Below are 20,954 nucleotides of genomic sequence, written 5' to 3'. Positions count from 1 at the left end.
GGACACAGAGGGCACAGAGTTTTAATCCCTTGTTTATATGGATGTTTAAGAGAAAGATATTCTCTGCGTCCACTGTGTCCTCTGTGGTGAACCTGATTCGTTTCTATTCCAGTATTCTCTTTATCAGCTCTTCATCCACCAGATAGGGCATCGTAATGTGATAAGTATCTCCATGCGACAGGTTGAAGGCCTCACTGGTTTCCATCGCATGTTCATTGCGTGCCCACGAACGGCGGGCTACTCCTCCCATCACATCCCAAAGCATAGAAGAACGGAGAATCTCGTCTACCCTCGAACTTCCGTCACATACCATGCCGAAACCGCCGTTGACAGCTTTGCCGATACCCACACCTCCACCATTATGCAGCGCCACCAGACTCATGCCCCGGGCACAATTTCCGGCAAAGCATTGCACAGCCATATCGGCCATCACGTTGCTGCCGTCCTTTATATTGGAAGTTTCACGGAAGGGTGAATCTGTCCCGCTCACGTCATGATGGTCGCGTCCCAGCATGATGGGACCGACTTCACCGTTACGTACCATTTCGTTAAACCGGAGGGCGATCTTTAAACGTCCGGCAGCATCCTGATACAGAATACGGGCTTGTGTGCCCACCACCAGTTGATTCTTACCGGCATCCTTTATCCAGTTATAATTATCGAGATCTTGTCCGCGGCGCTTCACATCAATGCACTCCATTGCAGCACGGTCAGTCTTGGCAAGATCTTCGGGCTTACCACTCAGGCATACCCAACGAAACGGACCATATCCATAGTCAAAAAGTTCCGGCCCCATAATGTCTTCCACATAACTCGGCCAGATGAAGCCGTCTTTTTCATCCACTCCATTCCGTGAAATCTCTTTGACCCCGGCATCATAGATGGCTTTCATAAAAGAGTTACCGTAATCGAAAAAGTAAGTACCACGGGAAACAAGTTTCTTTATCACCGCAAAATGACGGTGCAGGGATTCGTTGACCAATCGGCGGAACGTTTCAGGAGATTCGTGCAACAACCGGGTACGATCTTCAAATGTGACTCCGGCGGGGCAATACCCTCCTTCGTAGACGGCATGACAAGAAGTCTGATCGGACAAAAGATCGATCGGAATATCTTCCTGGGCGGCATATTCAAGCAGGTCAACTACATTACCATGATAGGCCACAGAACAAGGTTCGTGCCGTTCGGCAGCACTCAATGCCATCCGGAAAGCTGCATGAAGATCAGTAGTGATATACCCCACCCATCCTTGATTGTAGCGGGTCTCGATGCGGGAACGATCCACTTCGGCTATAATTGAAACAGCACCGGCTATTTCGGCTGCCTTGGGTTGTGCACCGCTCATACCTCCCAAACCGGAAGAGACAAACAAATGTCCGCTCAGATCCTTATCTTGAGGAATACCCAACTTGAGCCGACCGGCATTCAGCAATGTATTGAATGTACCATGCACGATGCCCTGCGGACCGATATACATCCATCCACCGGCCGTCATCTGCCCATAATTGGCAACTCCCATCTGAGCTGCTTCGTGCCAATCATGCTGATTGTCGAACATGCCTACCATCATCGAGTTGGTAATGATAATACGGGGTGCATCCGGACGGGAATGGAAAAGCCCCAACGGATGTCCGGACTCAATGACAAGGGTCTGTTCACGGGTCATCACTTCAAGGTATTGCTTTATCAACCGATATTGCATCCAGTTCTGACACACCTGCCCGGTCTCACCATAAGTAACAAGTTCGTAGGGATAAAGAGCAATATCAAAACAGAGATTATTGTCAATCATCACCTGAAAAGCTTTGCCCTCAATACAGTTCCCCCGGTATTCATCAATGGGTTTAGCCTTGAGATCACCGACCGGACGAAAACGGTATCCATAAATACGTCCGCGTGTTCGTAACTCCTCCAGAAACTCAGGAGCCAGTTTTTCGTGCAAGTCTACAGGGATATAACGTAATGCATTCTTCAAGGCCGTGGCGGTCTGCGCCGGAGAAAGGGTATATCCACGGTCGGGTGCCCGGCGAATGCCTTCTACGAATGCCGGATATTCGGGCAACTGATTGCTGAGAGTCATTTTCATAATAAATGGAATTAAGGATTGCAAACTGTCAGCGTTACAATTTGATAACTCTTCGCAATATAGAAAAAAGGAAAGAATCTACAAAGATTTCGGTAGGTTTATTAACAAAAGGTTAGAAGAATAAAAGAAACCGGATAGCTAACGGCCGCTATTTCTCTTCTGCCTTCAACAGACGCAGATATTTATCGGTGACTTTGGCCGATTCGCTATTTTCATTCAGATAGGCAGTCTTCCAGTCCGGATGGCCTTCGAGCAACTCCTCCATCCTCTCTTTCCCGACAAATCCCACTTTATTGGTTTCAGGATCTATCTCATAATATACCCGTTTGGATATTAAAGCGGAAGCGGCAATGGCATCACCAAATTTACCGCCGAGCATTACATCCATTGTAGCATCGCTACCTGCGGCCACAGAACCAAGGGGAATGGCACTAAAATAGATATGATCTCCTATACGCAGGGCGGGAGCATACCAACCTCCGAAACGAAACTTTTTATAACGCAACCGTTTACAATTGATGTAAAGGGAGGTATCTGCCTGTACAGCATAACAACGGGACTTCAGATATTTGCACATGGAGTCGTCTGACCCGACACTGATCTTATAATCAGCGCCACCGGTCATCAGAATATGATTCTTTGTACGTCTTTCCACTTTCAGCGAAGTAACCGTATCTCCTTCACAAGCGAGCAGCCCTTTCAGATTTGAATATACGACATTCTGCGCAGTAACTTCCATCACCAGCCAACTCATCAACAGCAGGAAACACAATTTCTTCATAAACGCACCTTATTAAAGATTTTCACGGCGGAAAGGTACACCTTTTAACGAACCGGAGCAAGTTTTCAGAAGAAAAGTTTAAGAAAAAGGAGAGAAACACTTGACTTTTGCTTAGCAATGTCGTATCTTTACTGACAGAATCATAAAGTACGTTCAATTTATATTAGGGATGAAAAAGGGAGGCCGTTGCTTCCCTTTTTTTATGATTCGCCTTGTAAAACCCGACTTGAAAAACTTATATGAAACATGGACAGAGGCTCTATCTATCTTGAAGCAAGGCTCTTCAGAAGTGAAACACCGGCTCTGTTCCATTCAAAGCAAGGCTCTCCGCCCTCTCTTCCCGGTAGCAACGGACCGCAATGCCGATAGCATCCGGAGAGAACGTGGGTAGATAAGTGAACTTCTCCGGGAGGAACAGGAAAAACACTGAAGATTAGACCGGAAACCGACTCTTACGTTAATAATCAGTAAATCTGCTCTTGACAAAAACAAGCTCCGGGCAAGAGAATGGCGTACTCACACTAAATATATTATTTTTGCATTCAAACAACAGGAGAACATGGAACAATTGAATCTCATCATAGACACTTATCAACGAATCATCCTTGAATCGGAATCACAACTGGCAAAAGTTAAACGACGCATCTATCGTATCGGTACACTACGGTTGATACTTTTTGCAGCCGGAGTTGCGGGTATTATCTACTTCTGGAGTGAAGGCAGACTGGTGATCAGCGGCATCGCGGCAATCACCTTTATCCCTTTCCTGCTGCTGGTGAAACTGCATAACCGTTTGTTCCGCCAGAAAGATTATCTTGAAAAGAAGATAGAAATCAACCGCCAAGAACTGCAGGCCATTGCATACGATACGTCTGCTTTCGACAACGGAAAGGAGTTTATCGATCCGGCACATCTTTATACCTATGACCTGGATATTTTTGGTGAGCATTCACTCTTTCAGTATATAAACCGTACCGCTACGCAACCGGGCAAAAAGAGACTGGCCGAATGGATGAACACACACTTGAAAAATAAAGCAGAAATAGAGAAACGACAAGAGGCTGTAAAGGAACTGGCTCCGGAATTGGAAATGCGTCAGCACTTCCGTATACTCGGGTTGCTGCATAAAGGCAAAACGGCCGATGAAGAAGAGATCAGGAACTGGGCAACAAGCCCGGAATATTACCGAAAAAAATGGTATTTCCGGACCTTAGCCATCCTTGTTCCGTTGGCCAATGCCGTCTGCCTCGGACTGGCTATAGCCGGTGTCATCTCGTTCACCACATGGGGAATTGTCTTCGCAGGTATAGGTCTCCTCAGCTCCTCTTTCTCAAAAGGTGTCAGCCAGATGCAGTCCGTATACGGCAAAAAGATGCAGATACTGACAACTTATGCACACCTGATTCATATAATCGAGGAAAAAGAGATGGAAAGCAGCGCACTGAAGCGGGTGAAAGGACTGGTGGGAGGTGAAAAGCAAACAGCTTCGCAAGCAGTGAAACGCCTCACTGCCTTGATGAACGCCCTGGACCAACGGAATAATATGCTAATGCAATTTGTCCTGAACGGACTCTTCTTCTGGGAATTGCGTCAGGTAATGAAGATAGAAACCTGGAAAGAAAGTTTCGCAGCCAACCTCCCGCATTGGCTTGAAGCAATCGGAGAAATGGACGCCTATTGCTCATTGGCCACTTTCGCCTACAATCACCCCGGATATGTATTTCCAGAAATCGCGTCCAAACCATTCTGTATGGAGGCCGAAGCACTGGGACATCCGTTGATGGATCGAGATAAATGTGTACGCAATGATATTCAGATTGCAAAACGACCTTTCTTTGTTATTATCACAGGAGCAAATATGGCAGGAAAAAGCACCTATCTGAGAACCATAGGGGTAAGCTATCTGCTGGCGTGTATAGGGGCCCCTGTCTGGGCGGAAAAGATGAAGCTATATCCGGCACAGCTTATCACAAGTCTACGCACAACCGACTCTTTGACAGAAAATGAATCATACTTCTTTGCAGAGTTGAAACGACTGAAACTTATTATCGATAAACTAAACTCGGGAGAAGAACTTTTCATTATACTCGACGAGATTCTAAAGGGAACGAATTCCATGGACAAACAAAAAGGGTCTTTCGCATTGATCAAACAGTTTATGGCTCTGCAAGCAAATGGGATCATAGCCACTCACGACCTCTTGCTCGGTTCACTTATCGATTTATTTCCTGAAGACATCCACAACTATTGTTTTGAAGCGGACATCACTAACAACGAACTTACTTTCTCATACAAACTCAGAGACGGCGTAGCACAGAATATGAATGCTTGTTTCCTGATGAAGAAAATGGGGATAGCCGTCATCAACGACTGATCCCCATGATATATTGAAACTTGAATTAAAGGATCAATGCCCTTTGATCTTAGTCAAAAAAGCTGCGATGGAAGCTGCTTCACCATTAGTGAAATAACGCACGGAAGTTATCGGGTTATAAGTATAGGGCACAAACTGGAACAGTTGTACGGCAGCAAACTTCTTATCTTCAGAAAGCATTACGTCTAAACGCAAATTTCCACTGGTACCTCCTTTAGCTGTGGACTGCAAAGAGAAATCACCCGACTTCACCATATCTGTCAATTCATCCAGATGCTTCAGATCAAAAAAGATGCTCTGCTCTTTGGCGACACTACCTGTCGGTAAATAAACAATCTCTTTGGATTTCCAGAACAGCCGGAAGACTCCAACCAGGAATAAGGCAGTGCCGAGCACCATAAGCCCCATACTGACAGTAGACGAACGGTCTTCCATTTCGAAGGTAGACACAAACGCGATCACTCCCGCCAATAACATGACGCAAGAGAAGATAAGTCCTGAAATACTGGTACGTTTTGCAATATCTGGGTGTGAAGATGCAAAAATAGTTGCATCAATAGCTTGGGTTGTCATAATATCTAAGTTTAAATTATTAGTGGATAATAGCTGAAAATAGTACCATACCTATTTTTAGCAGGTACAGTAAATCAAAAAATAATAGAACTAATAAATTAAACTCCTATACGATAATGCGCCTTAGAGCGAAAACATAGTATTCGCTTACTGGATGACAACAATAAGAAGTAGTGGTATCATAGAGTTTTCCCCAATGCTGAGACAAGGCAGCATCCCGGTCTGCCAACCTTTGGGCAAGACCTTTTAAAGAGAAAACATATTCGGCTGCTTGAATGCGCTGTATACGTGACATCGCAATTTGATGAACCTGAATACCTGCTCCGGCCAATTCGGCATCAGGAAAGTAGGGAGCCTGGGGACTGCTAACAGTTTCGTGCGTATCTCCTTTAAGCACTGACATAGCCATATAGGTATCTTGTTCCGCCTGTTCTCCTGCGAAATAGTTGTTGGCTACACAATGAAGCGCTACAGCGAACAACATGAACAATATAATTTTAATGAACTTTGCCATATCTACCTGCAAATATAACAGATTATTCAGTCAAACTGTTCATCTCCAAATCATTTTAAAGTATCTTTAGTAAAATCAACAAAAAAGGCCACTCTTTCGGAGCAGCCTTTTTTATATCTATAAGAATAATTGTTGAATTATTCTGCTGATTCAGCTTTCGGTTCTTCAGTAGCAGGAGCTTCAGCAGCAGGAGCAGCTTCAGTAGCTTTCTTTGAACGACGAGTACGAGTAGCTTTCTTAGCAACTTTCTCTTTAGCCATGTTTTCGTTGTAGTCAACGAGTTCGATGAAGCACATTTCAGCATTGTCACCCAAACGGTTTCCTGTCTTGATGATGCGAGTGTAACCACCCGGACGGTCAGCAATCTTCACAGAGATTTCTTTGAACAATTCTGTTACAGCAAATTTATCCTGCAAGTTGCTAAATACAACACGACGAGAGTTTGTTGTGTCTTCTTTAGACTTTGTGATCAAAGGCTCAACGAATTTCTTCAAAGCTTTTGCCTTTGCTACAGTCGTAGTGATTCTTTTGTGCTTGATCAAAGAACAAGCCATGTTAGATAACATAGCACTTCTGTGAGAAGCAGTACGACCTAAATGATTGAATTTTTTATTATGTCTCATTTTTTATTCTTTATCTAATTTATATTTAGAAATATCAGTTCCAAACGACAGATTCAGACTTTCCAGCAAATCATCAAGCTCGGTAAGCGATTTCTTTCCGAAATTTCTGAATTTCAGCAAGTCAGTTTTGTTGAACTGTACCAAGTCGCCCAATGTTTCAACATCAGCTGCCTTCAAACAATTGAGGGCACGTACTGACAGATCCATATCGACAAGCTTAGTCTTCAACAGCTGACGCATATGCAATACTTCTTCATCGAACTCTTCGTTACCATCAACGTCATTACTTTCAAGAGTAATCTTTTCGTCAGAGAATAACATGAAGTGATAAATCAGAATTTTAGCAGCTTCTTTCAGAGCTTCTTTCGGGTGAATGGAACCGTCGGTAGTAATTTCAAGTACCAACTTCTCGTAGTCAGTCTTCTGCTCAACGCGGAAGTTTTCTACAGCGTACTTAACGTTACGTATCGGCGTATAGATTGAATCGATTGGAATTACATTAACATCGGTACAATATTCGCGGTTTTCATCAGCGGGGACGTAACCACGACCTTTGTTAATCGTAATGTCAATCTGCATAGTTGCTTTAGAATCTAAATGACAAATAACTAATTCCGGATTTAACACTTCAAATCCAGTCAAATACTTACCTATGTCACCTGCTTTAAATTCACTAGAATTCTCGATAGTGATGCTCACTTTTTCGCTCTCGAATTCTTCAACTACTTGCTTGAATCTCACTTGTTTCAGATTCAAGATAATGTTGGTAACATCCTCTTTTACTCCAGGAACACTAGAAAATTCGTGCTCAACACCTTCTATGCGGATAGTGGTGATAGCAAAACCTTCTAATGAAGAAAGGAGGATACGGCGCAAAGCATTACCAACGGTAATACCAAAACCGGGTTCCAAGGGACGAAATTCGAATTTACCGAATTTGGCATCCGCTTCCAACATTAATACTTTATCAGGTTTTTGAAATGCTAATATCGCCATGAAATTAATTATTATTTAGAATACAATTCAACAATCAAATGCTCTTTAATGTTTTCAGGAATGTCTGCTCTTTCAGGAATGTGCAACAATTTGCCTACCTTTGAAGCTTCATCCCATTCCAACCAAGCATATTTGCTGTGATTGAAACCAGCGAGAGAATTAGCAATTACTTCCAAAGATTTAGATCTTTCACGAACGCCAATCAACTGACCCGGTTTAACTGCGTATGAAGGAATGTTCACTACCTGTCCGTCAACCGTAATGTGTCTGTGGCTTACCAACTGACGAGCAGCTGCACGTGTAGGAGCAATACCCAAACGGAACACAAGGTTGTCAAGACGACCTTCAAGCATCTGGAGAAGTACCTCACCGGTAATACCTTTAGCTGTAGCTGCCTTTTCGAACAAATTGCGGAATTGTTTTTCTAATACTCCATAAGTATATTTAGCTTTCTGTTTCTCACGAAGCTGAATACCATATTCGGAAGTTTTTCTTTTTCTTGAATTTCCGTGCTGTCCGGGAGGATAGTTTTTCTTCGACAAAACTTTATCAGCTCCAAAGATACCTTCACCGAATTTACGGGCTATTCTTGATTTTGGTCCAGTATATCTAGCCATTTCTTTTTAAATATTTAATTGTTTATTCATGAACTCAATTTGTTGCAGCCGCGATTACAGAGAAGAAATTAATGCAATCCAAAAACAAAATCAAGTATCATTTTTATTAAAGGTAAATCTTAAACTCTACGTCTTTTCGGAGGACGACAGCCGTTATGCGGAAGCGGAGTTACGTCAATAATTTCTGTAACCTCAATACCTGCACCATGAATCGTTCTGATAGCAGACTCGCGTCCGTTACCCGGACCTTTAACATATGCTTTTACCTTTCTCAGGCCAAGATCAAATGCAATTTTAGCACAATCCTGGGCAGCCATCTGAGCTGCATAAGGAGTATTCTTTTTAGAACCTCTAAATCCCATCTTTCCTGCAGACGACCAAGAGATAATCTGCCCTTCACTATTTGCAAGAGAAACAATAATATTGTTGAAAGATGAATGAACATGCAATTGTCCATTAGCATCTACCTTAACATTTCTCTTCTTAGCTGCGACTGTTTTTTTTGCCATATCAACAATTATTATTTAGTAGCTTTTTTCTTATTTGCAACGGTTTTCTTTCTACCCTTACGAGTACGTGCATTGTTTTTAGTGCTCTGACCTCTTACAGGCAGACCAATACGGTGACGTACACCACGGTAGCAACCAATATCCATTAATCGCTTAATGTTCAATTGTACTTCAGAACGAAGATCGCCTTCAACTTTATACTCTGCACCGATGATCTCACGAATCTTTGCAGCCTGATCATCTGTCCAGTCTTTCACCTTCAGATCTTTGTCCACACCAGCTTTATCTAAAATTTTTGCTGAACTACTACGACCTATTCCATATACATAGGTCAACGCAATCTCACCTCTCTTATTTTGAGGTAAATCTACACCAACTATTCTTATAGCCATATACTAAATTATTTTTTTTGCAAAAATAATAAATTATCCTTGACGTTGTTTATACTTAGGATTTTTCTTGTTAATAACATACAAACGGCCATTACGTCTAACGATCTTACATTCTGGCGTACGTTTCTTTAATGATGCTCTTACTTTCATATCTTATTTTATTTATATCTAAATACAATTCTTCCTTTCGATAAGTCGTAAGGAGACATTTCGACTCTTACTTTATCACCCGGCAAGATCTTAATGTAATGCATTCTCATCTTACCGGAAATATGAGCAGTAATCTCATGTCCGTTTTCTAATTCAACACGAAACATTGCATTAGACAATGCTTCAACTATAACTCCATCTTGTTCTATTGCAGATTGCTTTGCCATATATTATATCGCTTTATCTCCTAAAACTTCTTCTATGAATTTAAATGATGACAGAATATCAGCCTCGCCTGCACCTACCGCAATGGTATGCTCAAAGTGTGCGGCACATTTCCGATCTCTTGTTCTCACTGTCCATCCATCACGTTCCATAATCACTTGTCGGTCACCTTGCGTAATCATCGGCTCAATTGCAATACAAAGACCTTTTTTCAAAAGTGTTCCGTATCCTCTTTTACCATAATTCGGAACTTGAGGATCTTCGTGCATGTCTTTACCAATCCCGTGACCAACAAACTCACGCACTACACCATAAGAATGGGATTCACAATAGTGCTGGATAGCATATCCTATATCACCGATTCTCTTCCCTTGTACAGCATTCTGAATACCAATATACAACGCCTCTTTAGTCACCTTCAACAATTGACGAACTTCTTCGTCCACCTCACCAACACAAAAGGTATAAGCCGAATCACCACAGAAACCATTCATGTATGTCCCACAATCCACCGAAACAATATCACCGTCTTTCAACACGATATCTCCCGGAATTCCATGCACGACCTCTTCATTAACCGATGTGCATAATGAAGCTGGAAACGGATCTCCATATTGATTAGGAAAGCCTTTAAAAGTAGGGACAGCACCATGATCTCTGATAAACTCTTCCGCTACCTTATCCAGTTCTTTTGTGGTAACTCCCGGTTTCACTAATTTGGCAACTTCAGCCAACGTTCTCCCAACAAGCAAATTACTCTGACGGAGCAGCTCTATTTCATCTTCTGTTTTAAGAAATATCATTTCTACTCAAAGAATTAATATGCAGCTACACTACTACCAGTGCGTCCTTTGATACGACCTGACTTCAACAAGCCATCATAATGTCTCATCAACAAATGACTTTCAACCTGTTGCAGCGTATCTAAAACAACACCTACAAGAATTAACAGAGACGTACCACCGAAGAATTGAGCAAACTCAGCCTTCACACCAAAGATGCCGGCAAATGCGGGCATAATAGCAATGAAAGCCAAAAAGAAAGAACCCGGCAAAGTAATACGTGACATGATGTCATCGATATACTCAGCAGTTTTCTTACCTGGCTTAATTCCCGGAATGAAACCATTATTTCTCTTCATATCCTCGGCCATTTGAGTCGGGTTAATGGTTATCGCAGTATAGAAATACGTAAATAAGATAATCATTACTGCAAAAACAAAATTATACCAGAAACTCGTATGGTCAGTAAATGCATGTACGAAACCACTTACATTGTTCGTGTTAGAAAAGCCAATGAAAGTGATCGGAATAAACATGATTGCCTGAGCAAAAATGATAGGCATCACACCAGCAGCATTCACTTTTAAAGGAATGTACTGTCTTGCACCGCCGTACTGTTTATTACCGACAATTCTTTTTGCATACTGTACAGGAATTTTTCTTGTGCCTTGTACCAAAAGAATTGCTCCTGCAATTACTATCAGCAGGAATACTATTTCAAATAAGAACATGATTAAACCACCAGTCTTATCAGTCATACGGGAAATCAACTCCTGGAACAATGACTGCGGAAGACGAGCAATAATACCAATCAAAATGATAAATGAAATACCATTACCAATACCTTTATCCGTGATTCTTTCACCAAGCCACAGGATAAACATACTTCCAGCTGCCAAAATAATGGTAGAAGTAACCATGAAAAGAGTCCAATCTAATGAAGCATTTAAGGAAGGTCCAGCCTGCATTTTAAGATTGAGCAAATAAGAAGGGGCCTGAACCAATAAAATAGCAATCGTCAAATAACGAGTATATTGATTCATCTTTCTTCTGCCGCTTTCTCCTTCTCGCTGAAGTTTCTGGAAATACGGCACAGCGATTCCCAACAACTGAATAACGATTGATGCAGAGATATAAGGCATAATTCCTAATGCAAAAATAGACGCATTAGAAAATGCTCCTCCTGAGAACATGTTTAATAAGGCTAAAAGGCCCTCGCTTGTTTGTTGGTGCAATTGTGTCAGCATACCCGGGTTGATTCCAGGCAGCACAACGTACGAACCGAAACGGTAAATCGCCACAAACAATATGGTAATGAGGATCCGTTGTCTCAGATCCTCAATTTTCCATATATTCTTTAATGTTTCAATAGCTTTTCTCATTGAATCAGAGTTTTACTACATTTCCACCAGCAGCCTCAATAGCAGCAACAGCACTCTTAGAGAATGCATGAGCTTCTACACTCAGCTTAGCAGTCAAAGTTCCGTTACCCAATACTTTTACCAACTGGCTTGAAGAAATGAATCCAGCTTCAATAAAGTCATTAACTCCTATTTTTTCCAACTTCTTAGCTTCAGCCAATTTCTGGATTGTTTCTAAGTTAATAGCTTTATATTCCACTCTATTAATGTTCTTAAAACCAAATTTAGGTACTCGACGTTGAAGAGGCATCTGACCACCTTCAAAACCGATTTTTTTAGAGTATCCAGATCTTGATTTAGCACCTTTATGACCTCTTGTAGAAGTACCTCCTAAGCCAGAACCCGGACCACGTCCGATTCTTTTTCTTGTTTTAGTAGAGCCTTCTGCAGGTTTTAAATTACTTAAGTTCATATTGTAATTCGTTTTATATTCAACAAATAATTACTTAACAATGGCAACCAAGTGTTTAACCTTATCTACCATTCCAAGAATTGAAGGAGTGCTTTCGTGTTCAACCACACGGTTCAATTTGCGAAGTCCCAGTGCATCAAGAGTTCTTTTCTGATCAGCCGGAGCACCAATTCTACTTTTAACTTGTTTGATCTTTATAATTGACATATCTCCCTCCTTATCCTCTAAATACTTTTTCAACACTAATTCCTCTGTTTTGAGCAATCATTCTTGCATCACGCATTTCGCCCAAAGCCATGATAGTAGCCTTCACGAGGTTATGCGGATTTGAAGAACCTTTTGATTTAGCCAAAACGTCAGTTACACCAACACTTTCCAATACGGCACGCATAGCACCACCGGCTACAACGCCAGTACCATGAGAAGCAGGTTTGATGAATACCTCAGCACCACCAAACTTAGCTGTCTGTTCGTGAGGAACAGTACCTTTCAGTACAGGTACTCTTGTCAGGTTTTTCTTAGCCGACTCAACACCTTTAGCGATAGCTGCTGTTACTTCACCAGCTTTACCAAGTCCCCAACCGATAATACCTTCTTCGTTACCTACAACTACAATTGCAGAGAAACTAAAAGTTCTACCACCTTTGGTTACTTTAGTAACACGATTAATAGCAACTAATCTGTCTTTCAGTTCTATATCGTTAGTAATCTTAACTCTATTATTAACTCCTGCCATAATGATTAAAATTTAAGTCCACCGTTACGAGCAGCATCAGCTACTTCTTTTACTCTCCCATGATACAAGTAACCATTACGGTCGAAAACAACAGTCGTAATACCTGCTTCCTGAGCCTTTTTTGCAATCATCTCACCTACTTTAGCAGCAACTTCTTTCTTAGGCAACTTCTCAGTCATACCCAGTGAAGAGGCAGCAGCCAATGTCTTACCTGACAAATCGTCGATAATCTGGACATAGATTTGCTTGTTACTTCTAAATACACTCATACGCGGACGTGCAGCAGTACCTGACACTTTATTGCGTACTCTATATTTGATCTTAATTCGTCTTTCTATTTTTGTTGTCATAATAATACAAATTTACGTAAATTACTTAGCACCGGCTGATTTACCAGACTTTCTGCGAATTACCTCGCCAACAAACTTAATACCTTTACCTTTATACGGTTCGGGCTTACGGAAAGAACGTATCTTAGAGCAAACTTGACCAAGCAATTGTTTGTCACAAGACTCTAAAAGAATAAGAGGATTCTTATTTCTTTCTGACTTTGTCTCTACTTTGACTTCAGGAGGCAACTGTATAAAGATATTGTGTGTATATCCTAATGCTAATTCAATGATATTTCCTTGATTAGAAGCACGGTAACCAACACCAACAAGCTCCAATTCTTTCTTATATCCTTCAGAGACACCAACAACCATGTTGTGTACTAATGAACGATACAAACCGTGAAATGCATGTTTCTGCTTGGGATTATCCAGCATTGCATTTTCGTTTTCAGTTAAAGTGATGTGTCCATCTTCAATAGCAATATTGATAGCCGGGTTCACATACTGGCTAAGTTCACCTTTGGGTCCTTTAACAGTAACCACTTCACCGTTCAGAGTAACTGTTACTCCAGCGGGAATACTAATGGGTAATTTTCCTATTCTTGACATTGCTTTTTCCTCCTATTAATATACATAACACAATACTTCACCACCGATCTTGAGTTCAGCAGCTTCTTTGTTTGTCATTACACCTTTGGAAGTAGATATTATAGCAATACCCAAACCATTAATAACACGCGGCATATCTTTGTAACCAGTATACTGACGCATACCCGGAGAAGATATTCTTTCAAGTTTTTTGATTGCGTTAACTTTGTTAACTGAATCATACTTCAAGGCAACTTTAATTGTTCCTTGAGGACCGTCTTCTACAAACTTATAATTAAGAATGTAGCCTTTTTCAAAAAGAATCTTAGTGATTTCTTTTTTCAAATTTGAAGCAGGAACTTCTACAACTCTGTGCTTTGCATTAATTGCGTTCCTTAACCTCGTCAAATAATCTGCTATTGGATCAGTCATATAAAAAATAATTAAATTAATCAGGACTACCCTGACAATATTTAAACAATATATTTACCAGCTTGCTTTCTTTACACCTGGGATCAGCCCATTAGATGCCATTTCACGGAACTGGATTCTTGAAACACCGAACTGACGGATATATCCTTTAGGACGACCAGTCAATTTACAGCGATTGTGCATACGAATCGGATTAGAATTCTTAGGAAGCTCCTGTAATTTCTGTGCAGCTTCGAAAGCTTCAGCAGGATCTCCGGTTCTCACAATCTGCTTCAAGGCAGCTCTCTTTTCGGCATATTTGGCTACTAATTTAGCACGCTTTACTTCGCGTGCTTTCATTGATTCCTTTGCCATAATTTATCAGTCTTTTTTAGCGTTTTTAAACGGTAAACCGAATTCTTTCAATAAGGCATAACCTTCTTCATCTGTTTGCGCAGAGGTTACAAAGGTAATATTCATTCCGAGAATTCTGGTAATACTATCGATATTAATTTCAGGGAAAATGATTTGTTCCTGAATACCAAGGGTATAGTTACCCTTACCATCGAACTTAGTTTCAATACCTTTGAAGTCACGGATACGCGGCAGAGCCACGCGAACCAATTTTTCCAGGAATTCGTACATTCTTTCACGACGCAGAGTTACCATAACTCCGATCGGCATTTTCTTACGCAACTTAAAGTTAGCGATATCTTTACGCGAAATAGTAGCTACGGCCTTCTGACCGGTGATAGCTGTCATTTCGTTGATTGCCACTTCGATAATCTTCTTGTCAGCAACAGCCATACCCAAACCCTGATTGATAACAATCTTCTTAAGTACGGGTACCTGCATTGTAGAAGAATACTGGAATTGTGACTTTAATGCAGGAGCAATGCGCTCTGCATATTCTTTCTTAAGGCTTGCAGTATTACTCATTACTTAATCTCCTCTCCTGATTTTTTAGAATAACGCACTAAAGTTCCTTCAGAACTTACTTTTCTACCAACACGCGTTGCTTTACCAGTTTTTGGATCAACCGGATTCAAGTTTGAAATGTGGATAGGAGCTTCCTGCTTAACTATACCACCCTGCGGGTTCTTTGCATTCGGTTTTGTGCTTTTAGATACCATGTTGATACCTTCAACTATTGCACGTCCTTCTTTAACAAGAACCTTCAATACACGACCAGTTTTACCTTTGTCTTCACCAGCATTTACGTAAACTGTATCGCCTTTTTTAATATGTAATTTACTCATTACTTAAATCTTTTACAAAATTAAAGTACCTCAGGCGCAAGTGACACAACTTTCATGTTTGTAGCACGAAGTTCTCTTGCTACAGGACCGAAAATACGACTACCTCTAATTTCACCTGCATTATTCAACAACACGCAAGCATTATCATCAAAACGTATATAAGAACCATCGGGACGACGGATTTCTTTCTTAGTACGTACGATCAAAGCTTTTGACACTGCACCCTTTTTAACATCACTTGAAGGGATGACGCTCTTTACAGAAACGACAATAACATCCCCCACTGAAGCGTAGCGACGACCTGTTCCGCCCAATACACGGATACACAGGGCTTCTTTAGCTCCACTGTTGTCACATACTGTAAGTCTGGATTCTACTTGTATCATAATTACTTAGCTCTTTCAATTATTTCTACTAATCTCCATCTTTTAGTCTTGCTCAAAGGACGAGTTTCCATGATGCGTACAGTATCACCTACATTGCATTCATTCTTTTCATCGTGAGCATGGTACTTCTTCGTTTTGCTAACGAACTTACCATATATAGGGTGTTTTTCCTTGAACTTAGCAGCAACTGTAACGGTTTTATCCATTTTATTGCTCAGCACAACCCCTGTTCTTTCTTTTCTTAAATTTCTTGCTTCCATCAAGCTGATCATTTATTGTTAAGTTCTCTTTGGCGTAACTCTGTTCTCATACGCGCAATCGTCCTGCGTAATTGTTTGATCTGCGCAGGATTTTCCAAAGGAGAAATAGAATGATTGATAACCATTTGGTTGTAATTAACCACTTCTGCTTCTACTCTTTCTACCAAATCATTGGTAGACATTTCTTTAATTTCTGCAATTTTCATAAACCTTACGCATTTTGATTTTGAATATCATAATCACGTCTCACGACAAACTTCGTAGTAATCGGAAGTTTCTGAGCTGCCAAACGCAATGCTTCTTTCGCGATCTCGTAAGATACTCCTTCAGCTTCAATAATAATTCTACCTGGTGTAACCGGAGCCACGAATCCTTCGGGGCTACCCTTACCTTTACCCATACGTACATCAGCAGGTTTTCTAGTAATCGGTTTATCCGGGAAAATACGAATCCAAATCTGTCCCTGACGTTGCATATATCTTGTCACTGCAATACGAGCAGCTTCAATCTGTCGGCCTGTGATCCATTTAGTTTCTAAAGCCTTAATACCAAAAGAACCAAAAGCGAGCTGGTTGCCTCTTTGTGCATTACCTTTAGCGCGACCTTTTTGTTGTCTTCTGAATTTTGTCTTTTTCGGTTGTAACATAGTTTCCTAAAATTCAAATTCGTTTAGCGATTATTTTTCTTTCTTTTGAAGTTCTTTCCGCCGCCGTTGTTTCCACCATTGTTTCCACGACCACTTTCTTTGCTTTGTGTAAAGTTCGGAGCCAATTCTCTCTTACCAAAAACTTCACCTCTACAAATCCAAACTTTAATACCGAGAAGACCTACTTTTGTCAATGCTTCAGCATGGCAATAGTCGATATCTGCTCTGAAAGTGTGTAACGGAGTTCTTCCTTCCTTATACATTTCAGAACGGGCCATTTCAGCTCCATTCAAACGTCCTGAAATCTGAATTTTGATACCTTCAGCACCCATACGCATAGTATTTGCGATAGCCATCTTAATGGCGCGGCGATAGGCAATTTTACCTTCTACCTGACGAGCGATGTTATTAGCAACAATCACAGCATCCAGTTCCGGTCTTTTCACTTCAAAGATATTGATTTGAATATCTTTGTCGGTAACCTTCTTCAACTCTTCTTTTAACTTATCAACTTCCTGGCCACCTTTACCGATAATAATACCCGGACGAGCAGTGCAAACAGTAATAGTAACGAGCTTCAGCGTACGTTCAATTACGATTCTTGATACACTTGCTTTCGCAAGTCTTGCATTAAGATATTTACGGATCTTGCTATCTTCCAGCAAAGAGTCACCGTAATCATTTCCACCATACCAGTTAGAATCCCATCCTCTGATAATTCCTAAACGGTTGCTTATTGGATTAACTTTTTGTCCCATCTACCTTAATTTTGATCTTCGTTATTACTTTTAGAACCAACGAACAATGTTACGTGATTTGAACGTTTGCGAATTCTGTATCCTCTTCCCTGTGGAGCCGGTCTCATTCTTTTGAGTGTAGCACCACCATCAACAAAAATCTTCGTTACGAATAATTCGCCACTTTCAGCTTTACGTTCGTTTTTCTGCTCCCAGTTAGCAATTGCAGAGCGCAATAATTTTTCCACTCTTGCAGCTGCTTCTTTTGAAGAAAACTTCAAAACGCCAAGTGCTCTGTTCACTTCCATCCCACGAATCATGTCAGCCACGAGACGCATTTTGCGAGGAGAAGTAGGAACATTTTGCAATTTAGCAAAATACATGGTTTTAAGGGCTTCTTTTCTCTTTTCAGCCGATATTTTTTTTCTTGCTCCCATTATATTTATTACTTTATTATTTCAGATAAATCCTGTTATTTTTTCTTGTTACCAGCGTGTCCTCTGAATGTACGAGTTGGAGCGAATTCACCCAACTTGTGACCTACCATATTTTCGGTAACATATACAGGAATAAATTTATTTCCGTTGTGAACTGCAACTGTATGGCCTACAAAATCAGGCGAAATCATTGAAGCTCTGGACCAAGTCTTAACGACAACTTTCTTGCCTGATTCATTCATAGCAAGCACTTTCTTTTCGAGTTTTACGTTAATATATGGACCTTTTTTTAATGAACGACTCATAGTTTACTCAATTAATCAGATTACTTTTTTCTTCTCTCAATAATGTACTTAGACGATTGTTTCTTCGGAGCTCTAGTCTTAAGTCCCTTAGCATACAATCCCTTACGAGATCTTGGGTGACCTCCGGAAGCACGTCCTTCACCACCACCCATCGGGTGATCAACCGGGTTCATAACAACACCACGGTTACGAGGACGACGGCCTTGCCAACGAGAGCGTCCAGCCTTACCTGAGCTTTCCAATCCATGATCTGAGTTACCAACGCTACCGATAGTAGCTTTACAAGTGCTAAGTATTTGTCTTACTTCACCTGAAGGCAATTTAATTACACAGTATTTGCCTTCTCTTGAAGTCAGCTGAGCGAAGTTTCCTGCTGATCTAACCAGAGCAGCACCCTGACCCGGACGCAATTCAATATTGTGAATTACTGTACCGACCGGGATATTCTGAAGCGGAAGTGCATTACCAATCTCAGGCGCCGCATTCTCTCCGGACATCAAAGTCGCACCAACTTGCAATCCATTGGGAGCAATAATATATCTTTTTTCACCATCAGCATAAAACAACAAAGCGATACGAGCCGAACGGTTCGGATCGTATTCGATCGTTTTTACAACTGCCGGAACACCGTCTTTATTTCTTTTGAAATCGACAATTCTGATCACTTTTCTATGGCCACCACCCATGTAGCGCATTGTCATCTTACCTTCGCTGTTACGACCGCCAGATGATTTTTTACCATATACAAGCGACTTTTCTGGTACTGATGCAGTAATTTCCTCGAAAGTACCAATAATCTTATGTCTTTGCCCCGGTGTAGTGGGCTTAAATTTACGTACTGCCATTTTTATTAAATATTGCTATAAAAATCAATAGTATCTCCTTCTTTCAATGTCACGATTGCTTTTTTGTAAGCATTCGTACGACCATTGATGATACCTGCTTTTGTATAACGGCTCTTATTTTTGCCAGCATACTTCACAGTATTTACATCAACTACCGTAACATTATAAAGGGCTTCAACTTCACTCTTAATTTCCAATTTATTAGCTTCAGGACGCACGATAAAGCCGAAACGATTCAGCTTATCAGTTATCGCAGTCATTTTCTCTGTCACCAACGGTTTAATAATAATTCCCATTATTTAAGCCTCCTTTTTAGATTAAGATATTGTCAATAGCCTTCAAAGAGCTTTCGGTAAGCACAACAACCCCAGCATTCAATACTCTGTAAGTATTTAATCCTGAGATAGTCTGAACGTTAGCACCTTCGATGTTACGAGCTGACAAATATACATTTTTATTTGCTTCTGGTAAAACTACAAGCAGTTTTTTGTCAGAAACTTTAAGATTTTTTGTCATTTCAACGAAAACCTTAGTCTTTGGAGCCTCAAAGTTGAAGTCTTCCACCACTACGATTGCGTTGTCTTGAGCTTTATACGACAAAGCTGACTTACGAGCTAATGTCTTAACTTTTTTATTCAGTTTGAAGTAGTAGTCTCTCGGTTTCGGACCAAATACACGTCCACCACCTACGAGCACCGGTGAATTCATGTCACCACGACGAGCACCGCCACCACCTTTCTGACGACCGATTTTACGAGTAGATCCGCTGATTTCGCTTCTCTCTTTTGACTTGTGAGTACCCTGACGCTGGTTAGCCATAAATTGCTTTACGTCCAGATAGATAGCGTGGTCATTGGGCTCAATTCCGAAGATAGATTCGTTTAACGTAACCTTTCTTCCAGTGTCTTCACCTTTAATGTTATATACGTTAACTTCCATTATTTTTCAATTAATACGATTGAACCTTTGCAACCCGGTACAGAACCCTTGATCAAAAGAAGATTGTGTTCCGCGATTACTTTTAATACCTGTAAGTTTTGAACAGTAACTCTGTCGCCACCCATTTGTCCGCCCATGCGCATTCCTTTGAATACTTTTGCAGGATACGAACATGCACCGATAGAACCCGGTTTACGGGCACGGTTGTGCTGACCGTGAGTAGATTGACCTACACCACCAAAGCCATGTCTTTTAACTACACCCTGGAAGCCTTTACCTTTAGAAGTACCAACAACGTCTACATAGTCTGCGCCGTCGAACAGTTCTACTGTAACAGTATCACCCAGATTTAACTCGTTTTCAAATTCCTTGAACTCGGCCAAGTGTCTCTTCGGTGTTACTCCAGCCTTTTTAAAGTGACCCATCAACGGTTTAGTTGTATGTTTTTCCTTTTTGTCCTGGAAACCCAACTGAACGGCTGCATAGCCATCTTTTTCTACGGTCTTTACCTGAGTAACAACACAAGGACCTGCTTCGATAACAGTGCATGGTACATTCTTACCATCGGCACTGAAAACGGATGTCATTCCGATTTTTTTTCCTAATAATCCTGGCATT

Annotated in this window: 35 protein-coding genes; 2 read left to right on the top strand and 33 right to left on the bottom strand. The window is 41.1% G+C overall.

Going from position 1 to position 20,954, the window contains the following annotated elements:
- Window positions 1–103: 103 nt before the first annotated feature.
- On the bottom strand, window positions 104–2,086 hold the full coding sequence (locus QK890_RS19350; protein WP_367627510.1) for a urocanate hydratase: 1,983 nt from the start codon (window positions 2,084–2,086) through the stop codon (window positions 104–106).
- Between the two features lie 148 nt (window positions 2,087–2,234).
- On the bottom strand, window positions 2,235–2,867 hold the full coding sequence (locus tag QK890_RS19345) for a DUF6563 family protein (RefSeq protein WP_005811333.1): 633 nt from the start codon (window positions 2,865–2,867) through the stop codon (window positions 2,235–2,237).
- Window positions 2,868–3,036: 169 nt separating this feature from the next.
- Between QK890_RS19345 and QK890_RS19340 the strand changes: the two genes are divergently transcribed.
- Together QK890_RS19340 and QK890_RS19335 are read left to right on the top strand one after the other, a co-directional pair.
- Complete coding sequence (locus tag QK890_RS19340; RefSeq protein WP_234222207.1) at window positions 3,037–3,258, top strand: hypothetical protein; 222 nt, start codon at window positions 3,037–3,039, stop codon at window positions 3,256–3,258.
- A 168-nt stretch (window positions 3,259–3,426) separates the two neighbouring features.
- On the top strand, window positions 3,427–5,241 hold the full coding sequence (locus QK890_RS19335; RefSeq protein WP_367627509.1) for a hypothetical protein: 1,815 nt from the start codon (window positions 3,427–3,429) through the stop codon (window positions 5,239–5,241).
- Window positions 5,242–5,274: 33 nt separating this feature from the next.
- Here QK890_RS19335 and QK890_RS19330 read toward each other — a convergent pair whose 3' ends face one another.
- From QK890_RS19330 to rplC, 31 genes are all read right to left on the bottom strand, one after another.
- On the bottom strand, window positions 5,275–5,814 hold the full coding sequence (locus QK890_RS19330) for a hypothetical protein (RefSeq protein WP_005782234.1): 540 nt from the start codon (window positions 5,812–5,814) through the stop codon (window positions 5,275–5,277).
- A 106-nt stretch (window positions 5,815–5,920) separates the two neighbouring features.
- The gene (locus QK890_RS19325; RefSeq protein WP_032531568.1) at window positions 5,921–6,328 is read right to left on the bottom strand and encodes a hypothetical protein; all 408 of its coding nucleotides are present in this window, start codon (window positions 6,326–6,328) and stop codon (window positions 5,921–5,923) included.
- Between the two features lie 137 nt (window positions 6,329–6,465).
- Window positions 6,466–6,951, bottom strand: coding sequence for a 50S ribosomal protein L17 (gene rplQ, locus QK890_RS19320; protein WP_005811343.1), 486 nt, complete (start codon window positions 6,949–6,951; stop codon window positions 6,466–6,468).
- Between the two features lie 3 nt (window positions 6,952–6,954).
- Window positions 6,955–7,947, bottom strand: a complete 993-nt coding sequence (locus QK890_RS19315; protein ID WP_005782229.1) for a DNA-directed RNA polymerase subunit alpha — start codon at window positions 7,945–7,947, stop codon at window positions 6,955–6,957.
- An 11-nt stretch (window positions 7,948–7,958) separates the two neighbouring features.
- Window positions 7,959–8,564 (bottom strand): 30S ribosomal protein S4, encoded by a 606-nt coding sequence (rpsD, locus tag QK890_RS19310; RefSeq protein ID WP_005782227.1) that lies wholly within the window; start codon window positions 8,562–8,564, stop codon window positions 7,959–7,961.
- Window positions 8,565–8,683: 119 nt separating this feature from the next.
- Complete coding sequence (gene rpsK / locus QK890_RS19305) at window positions 8,684–9,073, bottom strand: 30S ribosomal protein S11 (RefSeq protein WP_004296327.1); 390 nt, start codon at window positions 9,071–9,073, stop codon at window positions 8,684–8,686.
- A gap of 11 nt (window positions 9,074–9,084) precedes the next feature.
- On the bottom strand, window positions 9,085–9,465 hold the full coding sequence (gene rpsM, locus QK890_RS19300) for a 30S ribosomal protein S13 (RefSeq protein ID WP_002558050.1): 381 nt from the start codon (window positions 9,463–9,465) through the stop codon (window positions 9,085–9,087).
- A 33-nt stretch (window positions 9,466–9,498) separates the two neighbouring features.
- Window positions 9,499–9,615 (bottom strand): type B 50S ribosomal protein L36, encoded by a 117-nt coding sequence (gene ykgO / locus QK890_RS19295; protein ID WP_002558051.1) that lies wholly within the window; start codon window positions 9,613–9,615, stop codon window positions 9,499–9,501.
- 8 nt (window positions 9,616–9,623) lie between these two features.
- Complete coding sequence (infA, locus tag QK890_RS19290; RefSeq protein ID WP_002558052.1) at window positions 9,624–9,842, bottom strand: translation initiation factor IF-1; 219 nt, start codon at window positions 9,840–9,842, stop codon at window positions 9,624–9,626.
- A 3-nt stretch (window positions 9,843–9,845) separates the two neighbouring features.
- Window positions 9,846–10,643: a type I methionyl aminopeptidase gene (gene map, locus QK890_RS19285; RefSeq protein WP_005782225.1), complete on the bottom strand. Its 798-nt coding sequence runs from the start codon at window positions 10,641–10,643 to the stop codon at window positions 9,846–9,848.
- A gap of 14 nt (window positions 10,644–10,657) precedes the next feature.
- Window positions 10,658–12,004: a preprotein translocase subunit SecY gene (secY, locus tag QK890_RS19280; RefSeq protein ID WP_005782223.1), complete on the bottom strand. Its 1,347-nt coding sequence runs from the start codon at window positions 12,002–12,004 to the stop codon at window positions 10,658–10,660.
- Window positions 12,005–12,008: 4 nt separating this feature from the next.
- Window positions 12,009–12,455: a 50S ribosomal protein L15 gene (gene rplO, locus QK890_RS19275; protein ID WP_005782221.1), complete on the bottom strand. Its 447-nt coding sequence runs from the start codon at window positions 12,453–12,455 to the stop codon at window positions 12,009–12,011.
- A 30-nt stretch (window positions 12,456–12,485) separates the two neighbouring features.
- Window positions 12,486–12,662, bottom strand: coding sequence for a 50S ribosomal protein L30 (gene rpmD / locus QK890_RS19270; protein ID WP_005782220.1), 177 nt, complete (start codon window positions 12,660–12,662; stop codon window positions 12,486–12,488).
- A 10-nt stretch (window positions 12,663–12,672) separates the two neighbouring features.
- Entirely contained in the window at window positions 12,673–13,191 is a 519-nt protein-coding gene (gene rpsE, locus QK890_RS19265; protein WP_005782218.1) for a 30S ribosomal protein S5, read from the bottom strand.
- A gap of 5 nt (window positions 13,192–13,196) precedes the next feature.
- Window positions 13,197–13,541 carry a 50S ribosomal protein L18 gene (gene rplR, locus QK890_RS19260; RefSeq protein ID WP_005782216.1) on the bottom strand — a complete coding sequence of 115 codons (345 nt, stop codon included), beginning with the start codon at window positions 13,539–13,541 and terminating at the stop codon, window positions 13,197–13,199.
- A gap of 21 nt (window positions 13,542–13,562) precedes the next feature.
- A complete protein-coding gene (gene rplF / locus QK890_RS19255; protein WP_005782214.1) occupies window positions 13,563–14,132 on the bottom strand; it encodes a 50S ribosomal protein L6 in 570 nt (189 codons plus the stop codon).
- 15 nt (window positions 14,133–14,147) lie between these two features.
- The gene (gene rpsH, locus QK890_RS19250) at window positions 14,148–14,543 is read right to left on the bottom strand and encodes a 30S ribosomal protein S8 (protein ID WP_005782213.1); all 396 of its coding nucleotides are present in this window, start codon (window positions 14,541–14,543) and stop codon (window positions 14,148–14,150) included.
- 54 nt (window positions 14,544–14,597) lie between these two features.
- Complete coding sequence (rpsN, locus tag QK890_RS19245; RefSeq protein WP_005782211.1) at window positions 14,598–14,897, bottom strand: 30S ribosomal protein S14; 300 nt, start codon at window positions 14,895–14,897, stop codon at window positions 14,598–14,600.
- A gap of 6 nt (window positions 14,898–14,903) precedes the next feature.
- Window positions 14,904–15,461 carry a 50S ribosomal protein L5 gene (gene rplE / locus QK890_RS19240; RefSeq protein ID WP_005782210.1) on the bottom strand — a complete coding sequence of 186 codons (558 nt, stop codon included), beginning with the start codon at window positions 15,459–15,461 and terminating at the stop codon, window positions 14,904–14,906.
- Window positions 15,461–15,781: a 50S ribosomal protein L24 gene (gene rplX / locus QK890_RS19235; RefSeq protein WP_005791554.1), complete on the bottom strand. Its 321-nt coding sequence runs from the start codon at window positions 15,779–15,781 to the stop codon at window positions 15,461–15,463. Before rplX ends, rplE begins: the two co-directional genes overlap by 1 nt.
- Window positions 15,782–15,801: 20 nt before the next feature.
- Entirely contained in the window at window positions 15,802–16,167 is a 366-nt protein-coding gene (gene rplN / locus QK890_RS19230; RefSeq protein ID WP_004296340.1) for a 50S ribosomal protein L14, read from the bottom strand.
- A 2-nt stretch (window positions 16,168–16,169) separates the two neighbouring features.
- Window positions 16,170–16,439 (bottom strand): 30S ribosomal protein S17, encoded by a 270-nt coding sequence (rpsQ, locus tag QK890_RS19225; RefSeq protein WP_005782206.1) that lies wholly within the window; start codon window positions 16,437–16,439, stop codon window positions 16,170–16,172.
- A complete protein-coding gene (gene rpmC, locus QK890_RS19220; protein WP_005782204.1) occupies window positions 16,436–16,633 on the bottom strand; it encodes a 50S ribosomal protein L29 in 198 nt (65 codons plus the stop codon). Before rpmC ends, rpsQ begins: the two co-directional genes overlap by 4 nt.
- Before the next feature lie 5 nt (window positions 16,634–16,638).
- A complete protein-coding gene (rplP, locus tag QK890_RS19215; RefSeq protein WP_005791549.1) occupies window positions 16,639–17,073 on the bottom strand; it encodes a 50S ribosomal protein L16 in 435 nt (144 codons plus the stop codon).
- A gap of 23 nt (window positions 17,074–17,096) precedes the next feature.
- Entirely contained in the window at window positions 17,097–17,831 is a 735-nt protein-coding gene (gene rpsC, locus QK890_RS19210; RefSeq protein WP_005782201.1) for a 30S ribosomal protein S3, read from the bottom strand.
- A gap of 5 nt (window positions 17,832–17,836) precedes the next feature.
- Window positions 17,837–18,247 carry a 50S ribosomal protein L22 gene (gene rplV / locus QK890_RS19205; protein ID WP_004291236.1) on the bottom strand — a complete coding sequence of 137 codons (411 nt, stop codon included), beginning with the start codon at window positions 18,245–18,247 and terminating at the stop codon, window positions 17,837–17,839.
- Between the two features lie 35 nt (window positions 18,248–18,282).
- On the bottom strand, window positions 18,283–18,552 hold the full coding sequence (rpsS, locus tag QK890_RS19200; RefSeq protein ID WP_005782197.1) for a 30S ribosomal protein S19: 270 nt from the start codon (window positions 18,550–18,552) through the stop codon (window positions 18,283–18,285).
- A gap of 20 nt (window positions 18,553–18,572) precedes the next feature.
- On the bottom strand, window positions 18,573–19,397 hold the full coding sequence (rplB, locus tag QK890_RS19195) for a 50S ribosomal protein L2 (protein WP_005782195.1): 825 nt from the start codon (window positions 19,395–19,397) through the stop codon (window positions 18,573–18,575).
- Between the two features lie 5 nt (window positions 19,398–19,402).
- The gene (gene rplW / locus QK890_RS19190) at window positions 19,403–19,693 is read right to left on the bottom strand and encodes a 50S ribosomal protein L23 (RefSeq protein ID WP_005782193.1); all 291 of its coding nucleotides are present in this window, start codon (window positions 19,691–19,693) and stop codon (window positions 19,403–19,405) included.
- 16 nt (window positions 19,694–19,709) lie between these two features.
- The gene (gene rplD, locus QK890_RS19185) at window positions 19,710–20,336 is read right to left on the bottom strand and encodes a 50S ribosomal protein L4 (RefSeq protein WP_005782191.1); all 627 of its coding nucleotides are present in this window, start codon (window positions 20,334–20,336) and stop codon (window positions 19,710–19,712) included.
- Window positions 20,336–20,953: a 50S ribosomal protein L3 gene (rplC, locus tag QK890_RS19180; RefSeq protein ID WP_005782189.1), complete on the bottom strand. Its 618-nt coding sequence runs from the start codon at window positions 20,951–20,953 to the stop codon at window positions 20,336–20,338. The genes rplD and rplC overlap by 1 nt, the downstream gene beginning before the upstream one ends.
- Window position 20,954 lies beyond the last annotated feature (1 nt).

Origin of the sequence: Bacteroides sp. NGMCC 1.200775 (genome assembly GCF_040798045.1) — a bacterium.
Lineage (GTDB): Bacteria > Bacteroidota > Bacteroidia > Bacteroidales > Bacteroidaceae > Bacteroides > Bacteroides hominis.
Note: the sequence above shows the minus strand (reverse complement) of the source record. Positions and strands in the feature narration are given on the sequence as shown.